Source organism: Cupriavidus oxalaticus (genome assembly GCF_016894385.1).
GTDB lineage: Bacteria > Pseudomonadota > Gammaproteobacteria > Burkholderiales > Burkholderiaceae > Cupriavidus > Cupriavidus oxalaticus.
In genome coordinates this window covers 1,101,404-1,115,655 of the sequence record NZ_CP069812.1, presented here as the reverse complement: position 1 = coordinate 1,115,655, position 14,252 = coordinate 1,101,404, and the positions used below count along the sequence as shown (strand labels likewise).

Genomic DNA, 14,252 nt, shown 5'->3' with positions numbered 1-14,252 from the left:
GCCGGGGCATCGGCCCGGCCGGCATTGGCCTAGCCGCGCGCAGGCAGGTAGGCCGCCGGATCGACCGGCTTGCCGTTGGCGCGCACCTCGAAATGCAGTTCGCTGGCGCTGGCGCCCATGCGGCCCACGTCCTGCCCGGCCGCGACCGTGGCGCCCTCGCTGACCAGCGGCTGGTCCAGGTTGCCGTAGACGGTCAGCCAGTCGTCGTTGTGCTTGACGATCACCAGCATGCCGTAGCCGCGCAGGTTGCCCACATGGATGGCCCGGCCGGACGCGGCGGCGCGCACCGTGCCGTTGGCCGGCACGGCAATGGTCAGGCCCTTGCTGGCGGGCGGCGAGTAGCGCGCGGTGACGCGGCCATCGGCCGGCCATTGCAGGCGGATGCTGCTGGCGGGCGGCCTTGACGCGCCGCTGTCGGCACGCGGGGTATCGGTGACGGCCTGGCCGGTGCCGGTCGAGGCCGCGGCGCTGCCGCCAGGCGGCCGCACGCGGATCAGCTGGCCCACCTCGATCTGGCTGGGGCTGGTGATGTCGCGGTTCCAGCGGGTCAGGTCGCGCACGGTGCGGCCGTGCTTGCGGGCGATCGAATAGAGCGTATCGCCCCGCTCCACGCGGTAATAGCCATCCGGCACGGGGCCGCCGGTGGTGCCGCACCCGGCCGCGAGCGCGGCGGCCGTGGCGGCCAGCAGCAGGCCCAGCGCGCGGCGCCGGCCTGGCTCGATGTCATGTCTGGTTTTCGTCATGCGTCCCTGTTTGTCTTCATGCCGGGGGCGGCTTGCGAATGCGTATTATCGCCGCGTGCGCTGCCCGGCACCGCCGGATAGACCATCGCATGGCCTTTCCGTTCGCCGCTCGGCACGCCTGGGCCGCCGCAAATGCCCGAATCCGCGACCGATCCCGGGCACCGATCCGCTATAATTCAAGGTTTTCGAAGCGCAGGAACATCATGGAAGCAGAACGCCTCAACGCCATCTCCGGTGCCATCTCCGATCTCCGTTCCCGGACGGAAGATCTACGGGGGTATCTTTGACTACGATGTCAAAGTAGGAAGGCTGGACGAAGTCAACGGCCTGCTGGAAGACCCGGACGTCTGGAACAACCCCAAGCGTGCCCAGGATCTCGGCAAGGAAAAGAAGAGCCTCGAGGGCGTCGTAGGCGTCCTGGGCAAGCTTACGGACGACCTTGGCGGCGCCGAGGAGCTGTTCGAGCTCGCCAGGGAAGAAGGCGACGACGAGACGCTGGCAGCGATCGAGGCCGACGTCAAGGGCTTCGAGGAGATCGTCGCGGACATGGAATTCCGCCGCATGTTCTCCGGCGAGATGGACCAGGCCAACGCCTTCATCGACATCCAGGCCGGCGCCGGCGGCACCGAAGCGTGCGACTGGGCCTCGATGCTGCTGCGCCAGTACCTGAAGTACTGCGAACGCAAGGGCTTCAAGGCCGAGGTGCTGGAAGAGTCCGAAGGCGACGTGGCCGGCATCAAGAGCGCGACCATCAAGATCGAGGGCGAGTACGCCTTCGGCTACCTGCGTACCGAGACCGGCGTGCACCGGCTGGTGCGCAAGTCGCCGTTCGATTCGTCGGGCGGGCGCCATACCTCGTTCTCGTCGGTGTTCGTCTACCCCGAGGTGGACGACTCGTTCGAAGTGGAAGTCAACCCGGCTGACCTGCGCGTGGATACCTACCGCGCCTCGGGCGCCGGCGGCCAGCACATCAACAAGACCGACTCGGCCGTGCGGATCACGCACATCCCGACCGGCATCGTGGTGCAGTGCCAGAACGACCGCTCGCAGCACCGCAACCGTGCCGAGGCCATGTCGATGCTGAAGTCGCGCCTGTACGAGCACGAGATGCGCAAGCGCCAGGCCGAGGCCGACAAGCTCGAAGCCGGCAAGACCGACGTGGGCTGGGGCCACCAGATCCGCTCCTACGTGCTGGACCAGAGCCGCATCAAGGACCTGCGCACCAACGTGGAAATGTCCAACACCCAGAAGGTGCTGGACGGCGACCTGGACCCGTTCATCGAGGCCAGCCTCAAGCAGGGACTGTAAGGCCGTATAAAGCCGCACAGGGCCGCCCGCGGCGGCACAGCAACATCACCGCAATCGCTGGATCATCGCTGTACCGCCGCACGCGCCACACCGGCGCGGCGGCCTTTCCGACCGGGGCACCATGAGCGAAGCCAATCACCTCTACATCATCACCGGCGCCTCGCGCGGGCTGGGCGCGGCACTGACCAACGCGCTGCTCGTGCCGGGCAACCGCCTGATCTGCGTCGCGCGCAGCCGCAACAACGAGCTGGAGCGCATCGCCACCATGAGCGGCGTGCCGGTGGCCTGGCACCTGCAGGACCTGTCCCAGGCCGGCCCCGCGGCCACCTGGCTGGCCAGCGTGATCGATACCCTCGACCAGCCGCCGGCCAGCGCCACGCTGATCCTGAACGCCGGCGTGGTCGAGCCGATCGGCCCGGTCTCGCGCCTGCAGGAAAGCACGCTGGTGCCGCACCTGCTGACCAACCTGGCGGCGCCGATGACGATGACCGCGGCGTTCCTGGAGCGCACCGAGAAGTTCGACTGCCCGCGCAAGGTGCTGGCGATCTCTTCCGGCGCGGCGCGCCGCCCGATCGAGGGCTGGAGCGCCTACTGCGCCGGCAAGGCGGGCCTGGACATGTTCATGCGCTCGGTCAACGCCGAGTATGCGCAGGCACCGGCACCGCGCACCGTGCGCGCGGTGGCGCTGGCGCCGGGCGTGATCGATACCGGCATGCAGGACGTGATCCGCAACGCCGACTTTGCCCAGGTGCAGCGCTTCCGCGACCTGAAGGCGAACGAGCAGCTCGCTTCCGCCGAGGAAACCGCGGGCCGCATCGTCGCCTACCTGCACCGCCCGGATTTCGGCAGCACCGAGCTGGACGATCTCCGCAATTACTGAAGCCATACTGAACCCGCGCGCGGCCCGCCGCGCGCGACGCCACAAGACATCATGACCGAACCGAATCACGCCCAGGCCAAGTCGCAGGCCAAGCCGGCCACCGCGGACACGCCCGCCGCCGACGAGAACAAGATCATCGCGGAGCGGCGCGAGAAACTGGCCGCGCTGCGCCAGCAAGGCGTGGCCTTCCCCAACGATTTCCGTCCCACCCACCAGGCCGCCGCGCTGCACGCGCAATACGGCGAGACCGACCAGGCCGCGCTCGAAGCCAGCCCGGTCGAAGTCGCGATCGCCGGCCGCATGATGCTCAAGCGCGTGATGGGCAAGGCCAGCTTCGCCACCGTGCAGGACGGCAGCGGCCAGATCCAGTTCTACATCACCCGCGACAGGGTCGGCGAAGAGGTCTACGCCGCCTTCAAGCACTGGGACCTGGGCGACATCATCAGCGCCCGCGGCGAGCTGTTCCGCACCAACAAGGGCGAGCTGTCGGTGCAGGTGCGCGAGCTGCGCCTGCTGTCCAAGTCGCTGCGCCCGCTGCCGGACAAGTTCCACGGCCTGGCCGACCAGGAAATGAAGTACCGCCAGCGCTATGTCGACCTGATCGTGTCGCCGGAGACGCGCAACACCTTCCGCGCCCGCACCAACGCGATCTCGTCGCTGCGCCGCCATATGGCCGACGCCGGCTTCATGGAAGTGGAAACGCCGATGCTGCACCCGATCCCGGGCGGCGCCGCGGCCAAGCCGTTCATCACGCACCATAATGCGCTGGACATGCAGATGTTCATGCGCATCGCGCCCGAGCTGTACCTGAAGCGCCTGGTCGTCGGCGGCTTCGAGCGCGTGTTCGAGATCAACCGCAACTTCCGCAACGAGGGGGTGAGCCCGCGCCACAATCCCGAGTTCACCATGATGGAGTTCTACGCGGCCTACACGGACTACCGCTGGCTGATGGACTTCACCGAAGACCTGATCCGCAAGGCCGCGATCGACGCGCGCGGCAGCGCCGTGCTGACCTACCAGGAGCGCGAGCTCGACCTGTCGAAGCCATTCCACCGCCTGACCATCTGCCAGGCGATCCAGAAATTCGCGCCGCAGTACACCGACGCGCAACTGGCCGATGCCGAGTTCCTGCGCGCCGAGCTGAAGAAGTTCGGCGTCAACACCAACGCGCCGCAGTTCCTCAACGCCGGCCTGGGCACACTGCAACTGGTGCTGTTCGAGGAAACCGCCGAGAGCCAGCTGTGGGAGCCGACCTTCATCGTCGACTACCCGGTCGAGGTCTCGCCGCTGGCGCGCGCCTCCGACACGGTGCCGGGCATCACCGAGCGTTTCGAGCTGTTCATCACCGGCCGCGAGATCGCCAACGGCTTCTCGGAGCTGAACGATGCCGAGGACCAGGCCGACCGCTTCCGCAAGCAGGTCGAGCAGAAGGATGCGGGCGACGAAGAGGCGATGTATTTCGATGCGGACTATATCCGCGCGCTGGAATACGGCATGCCTCCGACGGGCGGCTGCGGTATCGGCATTGACCGGCTGGTGATGCTGCTGACGGATAGCCCGAATATCCGCGACGTCATCCTGTTCCCGCACCTGCGCAAGGAAGACTGACGGTTTGCTCCCCTCTCCCGCAAGCGGGAGAGGGAGCACACCAGCAGTCGATCAAGGCTGCGTCGCAGCCCCAAGGCAAAAGGCCGGCATCACGCCGGCCTTTTGCCTTGTCCCGATACGGAAACCCTATTCCGCTTCCTGGATCCACGCCTGCTGGATCGCCTCCAGGATCTTCTCGCCCGAACGCGCCGGGTCGTCGGCAAAGCCGTCGAGTTCCAGCACCCAGCTGCGCAACTCGGTAAAGCGCACGCCGGCCGGGTCGACGTCGGGGTACTTGTCGTACAGCGCGGCGGCGATGTCGTAGGTATCGGTCCACTTCATGGGTTCGTTCTCCGCTGAGATCTGTGCCGGCGGCTCAGTGGCCTTCCTTGGCGTGGTTGATGGTGTACTTGGGAATCTCGACGGTCAGGTCGTCCTCGTCGACGATGGCCTGGCACGACAGCCGCGAATTCGGCTCCAGCCCCCAGGCTTTGTCGAGCAGGTCTTCTTCCTTCTCTTCCGCCTCGTTGAGCGAGTCGAAACCTTCGCGCACGATCACGTGGCAAGTGGTGCAGGCGCACGATTTCTCGCACGCGTGTTCGAGATCGATACCGTGGGAAAGCAGCGAATCGAGGACGCTGACGCCCTTCTCGGCCTCGATCACCTTCCCTTCCGGGCAATATTCGACGTGGGGCAAAACAATGATCTGTGGCATGTCGTTTCCTGGGGTCTGTAATGCGGTGCAGGCGCGGTGATCAGCCCAGTTCCTGCACATTGCGCCCGGCCAGCGCGCTCTTGATCGAGCGGTCCATGCGGCGGGCGGCGAATTCATCGGTGCCGTGCGACAGTTTTTCCACCGCGGCGCGGATCGCCAGGTGGTCTTCACCCCTGGCGATCTCGCGCACGCCGGCGATCAGCGCTTCGACCTGTGCGCGCTCCTCGGCCGACAGCAAGTCGCCATCGGTCTGCAGCGCACGCTCGGTGGCCTCGACCAGGCGGTCGGCCTCGACACGTTCCTCGGCCAGCGCACGGCTCTTCATGTCGTGCTCGGCCTCGCGGAAGCTGTCCTGCAGCATGCGCGCGATATCGTCGTCGGCCAGACCATACGACGGCTTGACCGTCACCGAGGCTTCCACGCCCGAATGCGTCTCGCGCGCGGTCACGGACAGCAGGCCGTCGGCATCGACCTGGTAGGTCACGCGAATGCGCGCCGCGCCGGCCACCATCGGCGGGATGCCGCGCAGCTCGAAGCGCGCCAGCGAGCGGCAGTCGCTGGCCAGCTCGCGCTCGCCCTGCAGCACGTGGATCGCCATCGCGGTCTGGCCGTCCTTGAAGGTGGTGAATTCCTGCGCGCGCGCCACCGGAATGGTGCTGTTGCGCGGGATGATCTTCTCGACCAGGCCGCCCATGGTCTCGACGCCCAGCGACAGCGGGATCACGTCGAGCAGCAGCCAGTCTTCGCCCGGCGCATGGTTGCCGGCCAGCAGGTTGGCCTGCATGGCGGCGCCCAGCGCCACCACGCGGTCGGGGTCGAGATTGGTCAGCGGGGTCTGGCCGAAGTAATCGCCAACGGCCTTGCGGATCGACGGCATGCGCGTGGCGCCGCCGACCAGCACCACGCCCTTGACGTCCTCGGGCGTCACGCCGGCGTCGCGCAGCGCCTTGCGCACCGGCGCCAGCGTCTTCTGCACCAGATGCGCGGTGATCTTCTCGAAGGTCTCGTCGGTCAGCGTCAGGTGGACGATCTCGCCGGAGTCGAGCACGGCATCGATCACGGTGCTGTCCGCTTCCGACAGCGCTTCCTTGGCGGCGCGCGCGCGCACCATCAGCAGGCGCATGTCCTGCGCCGACAGCGGCTGCAGGCTGGCCTGCTCGACGATCCAGCACAGCAGGCGCTGGTCGAAGTCATCGCCGCCCAGCGCCGAATCGCCGCCGGTGGCCATCACCTCGAACACGCCGCGCGTGAGCTTGAGCACCGAGATATCGAAGGTGCCGCCGCCCAGGTCGTAGACCGCGTAGACGCCTTCGGCGGCGTTGTCGAGGCCATAGGCAATGGCCGCGGCGGTGGGCTCGTTGAGCAGGCGCAGCACTTCCAGGCCGGCCAGGCGCGCGGCGTCCTTGGTTGCCTGGCGCTGAGCTTCATCGAAATAGGCCGGCACGGTGATGACCGCGCCGACCAGGTCGTCGCCCAGCGTGTCTTCGGCGCGCTGGCGCAGCGTGGCCAGGATCTCGGCCGAAATTTCCACCGGGCTCTTCACGCCCGCGGCGGTCTTGATCTGCACCATGCCGGGCGCATCGACGAAGTCGTACGGGCTGTGCTCGATATTGGCCACGTCGCGCAGGCCGCGGCCCATGAAGCGCTTGACCGAGACGATGGTGTTCTTGGGATCGCGCACCGCTTCGTCCTGGGCCCGGTAGCCGATATGCGCGGTACGGTCCGGCAGGTAGCGCACGACCGAAGGCAGCAGCGCGCGGCCGCGCTCGTCGCCCAGCACTTCGGGAATGCTGCTGCGCACCGCGGCCACCAGCGAGTTGGTGGTGCCGAGGTCGATGCCGACGGCCAGGCGGCGTTGGTGGGGCGCCGGCGACATGCCGGGTTCGGAAATCTGGAGCAGTGCCATGGTATTTCTTCGCTGTCTTGGTCGGCTGGGGAACCTGCCGCACAGGCGGGGTTCGCGCCGGGCGCCATTGTGTCACGGCCCCGGCAATCGTGCCGGTCAGTCTTCCAGCCGGTCGATAGCCTCGCTGGTATCGTGCTCGATCTTCTCGATAAACATCAGTTGGCGAACCGCGCCACCGGCGGCTTCGTTGTCGCCGGCGTCGAGCAGCGCGCCCATTGCGGCGTGGCGCTCGCGCTTTTCCTGGCGCAGCTCGCGCAACAGCGCATCGAGGCGGTCCACGTCGCGCGCTTCTACCGCTTCCTGCAGCGCTTCGCGCCACTCCATCTGCTGCATCAGGAAGGCGGGCGACATGGCGGTGTTGTTCTCCGCCTGCACGTCCACGCCGCGCAGCTTCAGCAGGTAGGTCGCGCGCCGCAGCGGCTGGCGCAGCGTGCGATAGGCTTCATTGGCATGCGCGGCCCACTGCATGGCCACGCGGCGCTCGGCATCGCCGGCGCTGGCGAAGCGGTCCGGGTGCGCCTGCGACTGCACGGTGCGATAGGCCGCATCCAGCGCGGCCTCGTCGACGCCGAACTGCGCCGGCAGGCCGAACAGCGCAAAAAAATCGTCTTTCAACTGCTTCCCCAAGAAAAAAGAGCGGCCGCGCCGCCCCTTCGTCCATTCGCCGCCATCACCGGCCGGCAGGCTGGCTGGCCCGCGCCAGCGCCCACTCCGCCGGCGCTTCGTTGCGGTCGCACTTCAGGCAGTTCACCCGCATGCCGATCATGCCGGCGCGGCCCTGCTCGCTCTGCGTCCACGGCCGCAACTGCCACGGCGGATCGTGCCGGACGTGCTGGCCATGGCCGCAATCGAGTTCGGCCACCCAATGGCCTTCCTCGTCCCGGTGGAACCCGGTGATGCTGCGCTCCACCGACGCTACCGCAATGCGGCTCAGACCGTGAACGATTCGCCGCAGCCGCACTCGTCCTTGACGTTGGGGTTGTTGAAGCGGAATCCTTCGTTCAACCCTTCGCGCGCATAGTCGAGTTCGGTGCCGTCGATGTACGGCAGGCTCTTGGCGTCAACGATGACCTTGATGCCGTGCGACTCGAACACCGCGTCTTCCGGCAGCAGTTCGTCCACATATTCCAGCTTGTAGGCCAGGCCCGAGCAGCCTGTGGTCTTCACGCCCAGGCGCAGGCCCACGCCCTTGCCGCGGCGTTCCAGGTAGCGGGCGACGTGCCTGGCCGCCTTCTCGGTCATCGTGATCATCGTTGCGTCTTCCTTCGTGCTTCTTGTCGATCGACAGGATCAGGCGGCCTTCTGCTCGGCGCCGTGCTTCTTCTTGTAGTCTTCGACAGCGGCCTTGATCGCGTCTTCGGCCAGGATCGAGCAGTGGATCTTCACCGGCGGCAGCGCCAGTTCCTCGGCGATCTGGGTGTTCTTGATCTCCAGCGCCTGGTCAACGGTCTTGCCCTTGACCCACTCGGTCACCAGCGACGACGAGGCGATGGCCGAGCCGCAGCCGTAGGTCTTGAACTTGGCGTCTTCGATCACGCCAGCCTCGTTGACCTTGATCTGCAGCTTCATCACGTCGCCGCAAGCCGGGGCGCCGACCATGCCGGTGCCGACCGCATCGTCGTTCTTGTCGAACGAACCGACGTTGCGGGGGTTTTCATAGTGGTCGAGAACCTTCGTGCTGTATGACATTTTGCTTACCTCTTGCGTATCTTTTACGGGGGTCTTGCTTTTGTTTTGGCTGGATCCTGCAGGGACTCAATGCGCTCAGTGCGCGGCCCACTGGATCGAATTCAGGTCGACGCCGTCCTTGAACATTTCCCACAGCGGCGACAGGTCGCGCAGCTTGCCGATCTTCGACTTGAGCAGCTGGACGGTGTAGTCGATCTCCTGCTCGGTGGTGAAGCGGCCGACCGTGAAGCGGATCGAGCTGTGCGCCAGTTCATCGTTGCGGCCCAGCGCGCGCAGCACGTACGACGGCTCCAGCGAAGCCGAGGTGCAGGCCGAGCCCGACGACACCGCCACGTCCTTGATCGCCATGATCAGCGACTCGCCTTCGACGAAGTTGAAGCTGACGTTCAGGTTGTGCGGCACACGCTGCTCCAGGTCACCGTTCAGGTAGACCTCTTCCATATCCGACAAGCCGTTCCACAGGCGGTCGCGCAGCATGCGGATGCGTTCGTTTTCCGTGGCCATCTCTTCGCGGGCGATGCGGAAGGCTTCGCCCATGCCGACGATCTGGTGCGTAGCCAGCGTGCCCGAGCGCATGCCGCGCTCATGGCCGCCGCCGTGCATCTGCGCCTCGATGCGCACGCGCGGCTTGCGGCGCACGTACAGCGCGCCGATGCCCTTCGGGCCATAGGTCTTGTGGGCCGAGAACGACATCAGGTCGCACTTCAGCTTGTTCAGGTCGATCGCCACCTTGCCGGTCGCCTGCGCGGCGTCGCAGTGGAAGATGATGCCCTTCTCGCGGCAGATCTCGCCGATCTGCTCGACGTCCTGGATCACGCCGATCTCGTTGTTGACCAGCATCACCGACACCAGGATCGTGTCCGGGCGCAGCGCCTGCCTGAACACGTCCATGTCGAGCAGGCCGTTGTCCTTCACGTCCAGGTAAGTCACCTCGAACCCCTGGCGCTCCAGTTCGCGCGTGGTGTCGAGCACGGCCTTGTGCTCGGTCTTCACGGTGATGATGTGCTTGCCCTTGCCCGAATAGAAGTTCGCGGCACCCTTGATCGCCAGGTTGTCCGATTCGGTCGCACCCGACGTCCACACGATCTCGCGCGGGTCGGCGCCAACCAGTGCGGCAACCTGCTCACGCGCTTCTTCCACCGCGCGCTCCGCGTCCCAGCCGTACGCATGGCTGCGCGAGGCGGGGTTGCCGAACTGCTCGCGCAGGTACGGAATCATCTTGTCCGCCACGCGCGGGTCCACCGGCGTGGTGGCCGAGTAATCCATGTAGATGGGGAAATGTGGGGTGCTCATCGTTATGACTGCCTTTTAGGGACCGCTGTATCGCTGATTACTGTCGTTGCCTGCCGTGTGCGCTGGTAGACGCTCAGGACTGCGCCAGGCTGAATACTGAATTCACCACCCTCGCCCGGACCGGCTTTTCCTGCTTGTCGGCCTTGCCGCGCGCCGCGGCGGCGGCCGGCTGCGCGGCTTCCTCGCGCATGTCGTGCAGCACCGCCGGCTGGCGGGCACGCTGCTGGTCGACCAGGTTCTTGAGGGAGACGGAGTCGAGGTACTCGACCATCTTCTGGTTCAGCGTTGCCCACAGTTCGTGGGTCATGCAACGCCCGGAGCCGTCATCTCCGTTACAATTGCCCTTTCCGCCGCACTGGGTGGCGTCCAGCGGCTCGTCGACGGCGATGATGATGTCCGCCACCGTGACGTCTTCGGCCTTGCGCGCCAGGCTGTAGCCACCGCCCGGACCGCGCACGCTTTCGACGATCTCATGCCGGCGCAGCTTGCCGAACAGCTGTTCCAGGTAGGACAACGAGATCTTCTGGCGCTGGCTGATGCCGGCGAGCGTCACCGGTCCCTGGTCCTGGCGCATGGCCAGGTCGATCATCGCAGTGACCGCGAAGCGGCCTTTGGTGGTCAGTCTCATGGTGCAGGGCTCTGGGGTAAAGCGAATACTTGATCGTTTCCGTCAAGTATAAAGGTACCCGACTAATTCAGTCAACTACCCCTGCCGCAGCGCATCAAGCGCTGCGCTCCCCGGCAGCCCTCGCCGGGCTTGCCGCCCCGGGCGGCCAGGCCAGCGCCAACGGGTATTCCAGGATGCGGCGCCGCACCGCGGATCAGTCAGCGGGACGCTGCAACCGCTGCTGCAGCATCGCGACCAGGCCGTCGCAAGCGTCCTCGACGTAGTCCAGCACGCGCTCGAAGCCGTCGCCCTCGCCGTAGTACGGGTCCGGCACTTCGTCGGCATCGTGGCAGGTGGCGAAGCTCATCAGCAGGCGCACCTTGTCGCCGGCGTCGGGATGCAGGAGCGCCAGGCCATCGAGATTGGCGCGGTCCATCGCCAGGATCAGATCGAAGCGGTCGAAATCGGGCAGGCCGACCTTGCGGGCGCGCAGCGCAGACAAGTCATAGCCGCGCCGCAGCGCCGCGCGCTGCGTCCGCGGGTCGGGCGCCCGGCCCAGGTGGTATTCGTGGGTACCGGCCGAATCCAGTTCGACCAGCGGCTCCAGTCCGGCAGCCGCCAGCTTGGCGCGCAGCACGCCCTCCGCTGTCGGCGAGCGACAGATGTTGCCCATGCAACACATCAGGATGGCGTATTTCTTCATCGATCGATCAAGGCGCAAGCGCGGCTGCGGCATGGCGCTCAAGGCTTCCTGCCAGCGTGCCCCGCGTTTGGAGAGGGGCAGATTCTAACCGCCTGCCCGGAACGGCCGCCAATGCCTGCCGGCCCGTCCCAGGACGCCGGGCCGCCTAGGCGAGCTGTTTGGCCAGGCGCTCGCCGTGTGCAAACCCGGCCACGGTGGCGGCTTCGGCGGATTTGTAATGGTCGGTGATGTGCGAGGTCTCGGTCAGCGTGCCGGCGGCGCGGATATTGGTCCCGGGGCGGCAGACGCGCACCGTGTACGACCATTCGCTTTGCGAGCGTTGCTTGACCTGGACCTGTACCTCGTGGGTTTCATAGACCTTCTTCTTCCACTCGCCGATTTCGGTCATTGTGTGTTCTCCTCGGGAAATGGGACAGGGTGGGCGGCTAGCGGACCTCGCCCGCATCGATGGCCCGCATTGCCGTAGCCTCGGCCAGCGCTACGGCCGCTTCCTGCGTGGGCGCATCGCCGGCAATGGCCTCGTAGGTCGGGCCAGCCGGCTCGCCAAAGGCGTCGGCAATGCGCATCTGCCCGGCAAAGCCGCCTGCGGCATTGGGCACCGCGCTGGCGACCACCAGATAGCCCCCGTACTCGAATTGGCGTTCCATGGCAGCTCCTTGCGCCTGGCTCATGCCGGCAGCCTGGCCGCCAGCAACGTGATGACGCTTTTCACTATAGGCCAGCGCCGCAGCCGGACTCACGCCGGCGGCAGCGCGCCCTCGCCGCTGGCGCCGAACACCTGCGCCTTGAGCTTGGCCAGCTGGTCGCGCACCTGCGCCGCCTGCTCGAACTCCAGGTTGCGGGCATGGTCGAGCATGAGCTTTTCCAGCCGCTTGATTTCCTTGGACACCTGCTTCTCGCTCATGTCCTCGTAGCGCGCCTGCTCCTGCGCGGCCTGCAGCTCGGCCCTGGCATCGCTGGCGTTGTACACGCCGTCGATGATGTCCTTGATGCGCTTGACCACGCCGCGCGGAATGATGCCGTTGGCCTCGTTGAAAGCCATCTGCTTGGCGCGGCGGCGCTCGGTCTCGCTGATGGCCTTCTGCATCGAGTCGGTCATGCGGTCGGCATACAGGATGGCGGTGCCATTGACGTTGCGCGCGGCGCGGCCGATGGTCTGGATCAGCGAGCGCTCGGCGCGCAGGAAGCCTTCCTTGTCCGCGTCCAGGATCGCCACCAGCGAGACTTCGGGGATATCCAGGCCCTCGCGCAGCAGGTTGATGCCGACCAGCACGTCGAAGGTGCCCAGGCGCAGGTCGCGGATGATCTCGACGCGCTCCACCGTGTCGATGTCCGAGTGCAGGTAGCGCACCTTGACGCCGTTCTCGGACAGGAACTCGGTCAGCTGCTCGGCCATGCGCTTGGTCAGCGTGGTCACCAGCACGCGCTCGTTGACCTCCACGCGCGCGTGGATTTCCGACAGCAGGTCGTCCACCTGCGTGGTCGCCGGACGCACGACGATGGTCGGGTCGACCAGCCCGGTCGGGCGCACCACCTGCTCCACCACCTGCCCGGCATGCTCCTGCTCGAACTGCGCCGGCGTCGCGGTGACGAACATCACCTGGCGCATCTTGCGCTCGAACTCGTCGAACTTGAGCGGCCGGTTGTCCAGCGCCGACGGCAGCCGGAAGCCATACTCGACCAGCGTGGTCTTGCGCGCGCGGTCGCCGTTGTACATGCCGTTGAGCTGGCCGATCAGCACGTGCGATTCGTCCAGGAACATCAGCGCATCGGACGGCAGGTAGTCGACCAGCGTCGGCGGCGGCTCCCCGGGGCGCGCGCCGGACAGGTGGCGCGAATAGTTCTCGATGCCCTTGCAGAAGCCCAGCTCCGAAAGCATTTCGAGATCGAAGCGGGTACGCTGCTCCAGCCGCTGCGCCTCGACCAGCCGGTTTTCCTTGTGGAAGAACTCCAGCCGGTCGCGCAGCTCGTCCTTGATCGCCTCGATCGCGCGCAGCACGGTCTCGCGCGGCGTCACGTAGTGGCTCGACGGATAGACCGTAAAGCGCGGGATCTTCTGTTTCACGCGGCCGGTCAGCGGATCGAAGAACTGCAGCGACTCCACTTCGTCGTCGAACATCTCCAGCCGCACCGCCATCTCGGCGTGTTCCGCCGGGAAGATGTCGATGGTGTCGCCGCGCACGCGGAACGTGCCGCGCTGGAAATCGGTCTCGTTGCGGGTGTACTGCATGGCGATCAGGCGCGCGATCACGTCGCGCTGGCTGATCTTGTCGCCGGCCCGCAAAGTGAGAATCATCTGGTGGTATTCGTTCGGGTTGCCGATACCATAGATCGCCGAGACCGTCGCCACGATCACCGTGTCGCGGCGCTCCAGCAGGCTCTTGGTCGCCGACAGCCGCATCTGCTCGATATGCTCGTTGATCGACGAGTCCTTCTCGATGAACAGGTCGCGCTGCGGCACGTAGGCCTCAGGCTGGTAGTAGTCGTAGTAGCTGACGAAGTACTCGACCGCATTGCGCGGGAAGAACTCGCGGAACTCGGCATAAAGCTGGGCCGCCAGCGTCTTGTTGGGCGCGAACACGATCGCCGGCCGTCCCATCCGGGCGATCACGTTGGCCATGGTGAAGGTCTTGCCCGACCCGGTCACGCCCAGCAGTGTCTGGTACGAGAGACCGTCCTCCACCCCTTCCACCAGCTGGCGGATCGCTTCCGGCTGGTCCCCGGCGGGCGGGAACGGCTGATACAGCTGGAACGGGGAGCCGGGAAATGTGACGAATTTGCTTTCGTCCAGGGCCGGCGCGGCTTCTGCGAGGTTCGACAT

Annotated in this window: 17 protein-coding genes; 3 read left to right on the top strand and 14 right to left on the bottom strand. The window is 66.5% G+C overall.

Annotated features, from left to right (window positions below; genetic code table 11):
- Positions 1 to 29 precede the first annotated feature (29 nt).
- Positions 30 to 743: a peptidoglycan DD-metalloendopeptidase family protein gene (locus JTE92_RS17485; RefSeq protein ID WP_063238415.1), complete on the bottom strand. Its 714-nt coding sequence runs from the start codon at positions 741 to 743 to the stop codon at positions 30 to 32.
- Between the two features lie 203 nt (positions 744 to 946).
- Between JTE92_RS17485 and prfB the strand changes: the two genes are divergently transcribed.
- The 3 genes from prfB (at position 947) to lysS (ending at position 4,539) form a co-directional block, all read left to right on the top strand.
- Positions 947 to 2,051, top strand: a protein-coding gene (prfB, locus tag JTE92_RS17480) for a peptide chain release factor 2 (RefSeq protein WP_116386764.1) whose coding sequence is annotated in 2 segments (ribosomal slippage) — positions 947 to 1,027 and positions 1,029 to 2,051 — 1,104 coding nt in all. Because the reading frame shifts where the segments join, the coding sequence is not laid out codon by codon here.
- Positions 2,052 to 2,172: 121 nt separating this feature from the next.
- Positions 2,173 to 2,931 (top strand): SDR family oxidoreductase, encoded by a 759-nt coding sequence (locus tag JTE92_RS17475; protein ID WP_063238414.1) that lies wholly within the window; start codon positions 2,173 to 2,175, stop codon positions 2,929 to 2,931.
- Positions 2,932 to 2,982: 51 nt separating this feature from the next.
- Positions 2,983 to 4,539 (top strand): lysine--tRNA ligase, encoded by a 1,557-nt coding sequence (lysS, locus tag JTE92_RS17470; RefSeq protein WP_063238413.1) that lies wholly within the window; start codon positions 2,983 to 2,985, stop codon positions 4,537 to 4,539.
- A gap of 126 nt (positions 4,540 to 4,665) precedes the next feature.
- On the opposite strand, the gene iscX is transcribed toward lysS, so the two are convergent.
- The 13 genes from iscX to uvrB form a co-directional block, all read right to left on the bottom strand.
- On the bottom strand, positions 4,666 to 4,860 hold the full coding sequence (iscX, locus tag JTE92_RS17465; protein ID WP_029046871.1) for a Fe-S cluster assembly protein IscX: 195 nt from the start codon (positions 4,858 to 4,860) through the stop codon (positions 4,666 to 4,668).
- Between the two features lie 34 nt (positions 4,861 to 4,894).
- Positions 4,895 to 5,233 carry an ISC system 2Fe-2S type ferredoxin gene (gene fdx / locus JTE92_RS17460; RefSeq protein ID WP_063238412.1) on the bottom strand — a complete coding sequence of 113 codons (339 nt, stop codon included), beginning with the start codon at positions 5,231 to 5,233 and terminating at the stop codon, positions 4,895 to 4,897.
- Between the two features lie 40 nt (positions 5,234 to 5,273).
- Complete coding sequence (gene hscA / locus JTE92_RS17455; RefSeq protein ID WP_063238411.1) at positions 5,274 to 7,139, bottom strand: Fe-S protein assembly chaperone HscA; 1,866 nt, start codon at positions 7,137 to 7,139, stop codon at positions 5,274 to 5,276.
- A gap of 96 nt (positions 7,140 to 7,235) precedes the next feature.
- Positions 7,236 to 7,754, bottom strand: a complete 519-nt coding sequence (hscB, locus tag JTE92_RS17450) for a Fe-S protein assembly co-chaperone HscB (RefSeq protein WP_063238410.1) — start codon at positions 7,752 to 7,754, stop codon at positions 7,236 to 7,238.
- 55 nt (positions 7,755 to 7,809) lie between these two features.
- Complete coding sequence (locus JTE92_RS17445) at positions 7,810 to 8,049, bottom strand: DUF3565 domain-containing protein (protein WP_063238409.1); 240 nt, start codon at positions 8,047 to 8,049, stop codon at positions 7,810 to 7,812.
- A 20-nt stretch (positions 8,050 to 8,069) separates the two neighbouring features.
- Positions 8,070 to 8,390, bottom strand: coding sequence for an iron-sulfur cluster assembly protein IscA (gene iscA, locus JTE92_RS17440; protein WP_063238408.1), 321 nt, complete (start codon positions 8,388 to 8,390; stop codon positions 8,070 to 8,072).
- Positions 8,391 to 8,429: 39 nt separating this feature from the next.
- Positions 8,430 to 8,828 carry a Fe-S cluster assembly scaffold IscU gene (gene iscU / locus JTE92_RS17435; RefSeq protein WP_010809025.1) on the bottom strand — a complete coding sequence of 133 codons (399 nt, stop codon included), beginning with the start codon at positions 8,826 to 8,828 and terminating at the stop codon, positions 8,430 to 8,432.
- Between the two features lie 75 nt (positions 8,829 to 8,903).
- On the bottom strand, positions 8,904 to 10,127 hold the full coding sequence (locus JTE92_RS17430; RefSeq protein WP_275440562.1) for an IscS subfamily cysteine desulfurase: 1,224 nt from the start codon (positions 10,125 to 10,127) through the stop codon (positions 8,904 to 8,906).
- Between the two features lie 67 nt (positions 10,128 to 10,194).
- Complete coding sequence (gene iscR, locus JTE92_RS17425) at positions 10,195 to 10,749, bottom strand: Fe-S cluster assembly transcriptional regulator IscR (RefSeq protein ID WP_063238406.1); 555 nt, start codon at positions 10,747 to 10,749, stop codon at positions 10,195 to 10,197.
- Between the two features lie 193 nt (positions 10,750 to 10,942).
- Entirely contained in the window at positions 10,943 to 11,431 is a 489-nt protein-coding gene (locus JTE92_RS17420; protein ID WP_063238698.1) for a low molecular weight protein-tyrosine-phosphatase, read from the bottom strand.
- A gap of 145 nt (positions 11,432 to 11,576) precedes the next feature.
- Positions 11,577 to 11,819 (bottom strand): hypothetical protein, encoded by a 243-nt coding sequence (locus JTE92_RS17415; protein WP_063238405.1) that lies wholly within the window; start codon positions 11,817 to 11,819, stop codon positions 11,577 to 11,579.
- Between the two features lie 37 nt (positions 11,820 to 11,856).
- Entirely contained in the window at positions 11,857 to 12,078 is a 222-nt protein-coding gene (locus JTE92_RS17410; protein ID WP_063238404.1) for a hypothetical protein, read from the bottom strand.
- An 89-nt stretch (positions 12,079 to 12,167) separates the two neighbouring features.
- Positions 12,168 to 14,252, bottom strand: a complete 2,085-nt coding sequence (gene uvrB / locus JTE92_RS17405) for an excinuclease ABC subunit UvrB (RefSeq protein WP_063238403.1) — start codon at positions 14,250 to 14,252, stop codon at positions 12,168 to 12,170.

Excerpts from the sequence above, each read along its gene's own strand:
- JTE92_RS17420 (WP_063238698.1), bottom strand. The coding sequence starts at position 11,431 with ATGAAGAAATACGCCATCCTGATGTGTTGCATGGGCAACATCTGTCGC.
- iscU (WP_010809025.1), bottom strand. The coding sequence starts at position 8,828 with ATGTCATACAGCACGAAGGTTCTCGACCACTATGAAAACCCCCGCAAC.
- iscA (WP_063238408.1), bottom strand. The coding sequence starts at position 8,390 with ATGATCACGATGACCGAGAAGGCGGCCAGGCACGTCGCCCGCTACCTG.
- uvrB (WP_063238403.1), bottom strand. The coding sequence starts at position 14,252 with ATGTCGAACCTCGCAGAAGCCGCGCCGGCCCTGGACGAAAGCAAATTC.
- JTE92_RS17485 (WP_063238415.1), bottom strand. The coding sequence starts at position 743 with ATGACGAAAACCAGACATGACATCGAGCCAGGCCGGCGCCGCGCGCTG.
- iscR (WP_063238406.1), bottom strand. The coding sequence starts at position 10,749 with ATGAGACTGACCACCAAAGGCCGCTTCGCGGTCACTGCGATGATCGAC.
- JTE92_RS17410 (WP_063238404.1), bottom strand. The coding sequence starts at position 12,078 with ATGGAACGCCAATTCGAGTACGGGGGCTATCTGGTGGTCGCCAGCGCG.
- fdx (WP_063238412.1), bottom strand. The coding sequence starts at position 5,233 with ATGCCACAGATCATTGTTTTGCCCCACGTCGAATATTGCCCGGAAGGG.
- lysS (WP_063238413.1), top strand. The coding sequence starts at position 2,983 with ATGACCGAACCGAATCACGCCCAGGCCAAGTCGCAGGCCAAGCCGGCC.
- JTE92_RS17475 (WP_063238414.1), top strand. The coding sequence starts at position 2,173 with ATGAGCGAAGCCAATCACCTCTACATCATCACCGGCGCCTCGCGCGGG.
- hscA (WP_063238411.1), bottom strand. The coding sequence starts at position 7,139 with ATGGCACTGCTCCAGATTTCCGAACCCGGCATGTCGCCGGCGCCCCAC.
- JTE92_RS17415 (WP_063238405.1), bottom strand. The coding sequence starts at position 11,819 with ATGACCGAAATCGGCGAGTGGAAGAAGAAGGTCTATGAAACCCACGAG.
- iscX (WP_029046871.1), bottom strand. The coding sequence starts at position 4,860 with ATGAAGTGGACCGATACCTACGACATCGCCGCCGCGCTGTACGACAAG.